5 protein-coding genes and 1 pseudogene are annotated in these 2,299 nt (G+C 31.0%); all 6 read right to left on the minus strand.

The features are described 5' to 3' along the window. A partial coding sequence (locus AMN81_RS01285) for an alpha/beta fold hydrolase (RefSeq protein WP_143312051.1) occupies positions 1–369 on the minus strand: 369 nt, incomplete at its 3' end. 10 nt (positions 370–379) lie between these two features. Further along, positions 380–652: an SHOCT domain-containing protein gene (locus tag AMN81_RS01290; RefSeq protein WP_072090338.1), complete on the minus strand. Its 273-nt coding sequence runs from the start codon at positions 650–652 to the stop codon at positions 380–382. A gap of 1 nt (position 653) precedes the next feature. Further along, on the minus strand, positions 654–869 hold the full coding sequence (locus tag AMN81_RS01295; protein ID WP_023854574.1) for a hypothetical protein: 216 nt from the start codon (positions 867–869) through the stop codon (positions 654–656). Positions 870–948: 79 nt separating this feature from the next. Then, positions 949–1,794 carry a bifunctional 5,10-methylenetetrahydrofolate dehydrogenase/5,10-methenyltetrahydrofolate cyclohydrolase gene (locus tag AMN81_RS01300; protein ID WP_072090339.1) on the minus strand — a complete coding sequence of 282 codons (846 nt, stop codon included), beginning with the start codon at positions 1,792–1,794 and terminating at the stop codon, positions 949–951. 9 nt (positions 1,795–1,803) lie between these two features. After that, positions 1,804–2,094, minus strand: coding sequence for a YggT family protein (locus tag AMN81_RS01305; protein ID WP_072090340.1), 291 nt, complete (start codon positions 2,092–2,094; stop codon positions 1,804–1,806). Then, positions 2,091–2,299 (minus strand): annotated as a pseudogene (locus AMN81_RS01310) (mechanosensitive ion channel family protein); the annotation flags it as partial. The gene AMN81_RS01305 and the pseudogene AMN81_RS01310, both read right to left, overlap by 4 nt.

A 2,299-nucleotide genomic window follows, 5' to 3' on the forward strand; every position in this document is an offset into this window, starting at 1 on the left:
AGCCATAATTTTATTTCTATAATCTCTTGCCATTCGGTGAGCTACTCTTCCACCCCTATCATGACCTGCAACATAAAACTTTTTAAATTTCAGTTTACTCATTAGCTGAACCATATCTTTGGCCATTTCTTTTTTAGAATAATTTTTATGATTAATTCCACCAGGTAAAACAAAACTATCTCCATACCCTCTTAGATCAGCAACAACTACAGTAAAATATTTACTAAGCCCTGGGGCAGTTTTGTGCCACATTACATGGGTTTGAGGGTATCCATGAAGTAGCAATAAGGGAGGACCGTTCCCTTTAAATCTACAAAAAATTTTCCCTTTATTTACTTTTACAAATTTTTTTTTAAATCCACTGAACATGATTAAACTATTAATTATTTAATAGTTTATTTTTTGCCTTTTCAAACTCTTCTTGGGTTAGAACTCCACTTTTGTGTAGTTCATTTAATTTTGTAATTTCACTGCTCAGATCATTATTACTTGATGAAGAAACTTGAGTTTCATTTTCTTCTTCTTTTTCTTCGGGTTTAACTGGTCTGTTTTCAACTTTTGCTTTGAAACCTTTCATTATAGCTGTGCCACCTAAGTAAAATACAAAACCTAATATTGGTACAGCGAGTGCAAAAAAAATTACTTTTTCCATATTAATCCTCGTCCTCGTCCTCTTCTTCGTTTCTCCAACCTTTTCTGTACATTAAATACCCTGCTAGGATAACAGAAAAAACCCCTGCAATCATACCATAATCAAAACCAACTTGTTTACCATATAAATACCACCCTAATTGAGTTGCACCAATTGGTATTGCAGTTAATAAAATCATTATTATTGCAATTCTGTATTCATATTTCGGTTTTTTCATAAGCAAAGCTTATCAAATACAATTAAAATTAAATTGATTTAAATAACCTTGAGACAATTAAACTTATAAGAAAAAGTGTTTATTTTTGTGATCTTTTAAAACACTCAATAGTATTTTTTAATAAACAAGCAATTGTCATTGGACCTACACCGCCTGGAACTGGAGTAAGTGCTTTTGCATTTTTTGAAACTTCATCAAAATGAACATCACCAACTATACCGTTGTCAGTTTTATTTATACCAACATCAATAACTATAGCATCTTTCTTAACCCAATCTCCTCTAACAAGTTCGGGTATACCTACAGCTGCAACAATTATATCTGCCTCTAAACATTCAGCTTTTAAATCTTTAGTTTTTGAATGAGTTATAGTTACGGTACAATTTTCTTTTAAAAGAAGTTGTGTCATTGGTTTACCATTTAAATTAGATCTACCCACAACCACAGCTTTTTTACCACTTAAATTAGGTTCAATTTTTTTTATTAATAAATAACAACCAAGTGGCGTACAAGGTATCGAACTTTCATAACCAGATGAAAGATTGCCTACATTCATCGGATGAAATCCATCTACGTCTTTTGAAGGATCAATGGCTTCTATAACCTTCTGCTTATCAATATGCTTAGGTAAAGGAAGTTGAACTAAAATTCCTGAAACAGTTTCATCACTGTTAAGTTCTTTAATTTTTTCTAGAACCGTCTTTTCTTCAACTGAGTCTGGATATTTAATGACTTCAGATTTTAATCCTACCTCATTTGCTGATTTCTCTTTGTTTCTCACATAAATCTGACTAGGTGTTAAATCACCAATAAGTATAACTGTTAAACCTGGTACTTTATTATGTTTTGATTTTAACCCTGTGACTTCTTCCTTTAACTCTGCTCTTAATTCTGCGGCTGCTTTTTTTCCATCAATTAAAATCATATTTCTTTTCTAAAAAATCATTGGTCCAATGTAAAGCTTCATACACATTTCGATAAACCAAATCAATAAAAGAAGAATGATTGGAGAAATATCTAGTGAACCTAAATTTGGCAAAAAACGTCTTATTTTATTCAAGAAAGGTTCAGTCAATTTGTAACTCAACTCTAAAATTGCATAAACAAATCTATTTTGGGTATTAAGAACATTAAATGCAATTAGCCAACTTACAATAACATTGGCGATTACTACGTAAGAATATAATTTTAAAATTTGTAAAACTAAATAAAAAATAGCTATCATTTTTTCTCAACGTAAATCGACTGACTTGGGAACGCAAATGAAGCACCATTCTTTTCAACAATTTCCTTAATCGCAATTGCTAACCTTTCTTTAACATCTAGCCAATTATTCCAACTTCCTGATTTTGTAAAACACCTAACATACATATCTATCGAACTATCAGAAAATTTATCGACTCTCACTGCAACTCCAATTGAAGTATTAT

This window comes from Candidatus Pelagibacter communis (assembly GCF_001179845.1).
Lineage (GTDB): Bacteria > Pseudomonadota > Alphaproteobacteria > Pelagibacterales > Pelagibacteraceae > Pelagibacter > Pelagibacter ubique_Q.

What these genes read in the sequence shown, in the direction of transcription:
- AMN81_RS01290 (WP_072090338.1), bottom strand. Translation starts at nt 652, where the DNA reads ATGGAAAAAGTAATTTTTTTTGCACTCGCTGTACCAATATTAGGTTTT.
- AMN81_RS01295 (WP_023854574.1), bottom strand. Translation starts at nt 869, where the DNA reads ATGAAAAAACCGAAATATGAATACAGAATTGCAATAATAATGATTTTA.
- AMN81_RS01300 (WP_072090339.1), bottom strand. Translation starts at nt 1,794, where the DNA reads ATGATTTTAATTGATGGAAAAAAAGCAGCCGCAGAATTAAGAGCAGAG.
- AMN81_RS01305 (WP_072090340.1), bottom strand. Translation starts at nt 2,094, where the DNA reads ATGATAGCTATTTTTTATTTAGTTTTACAAATTTTAAAATTATATTCT.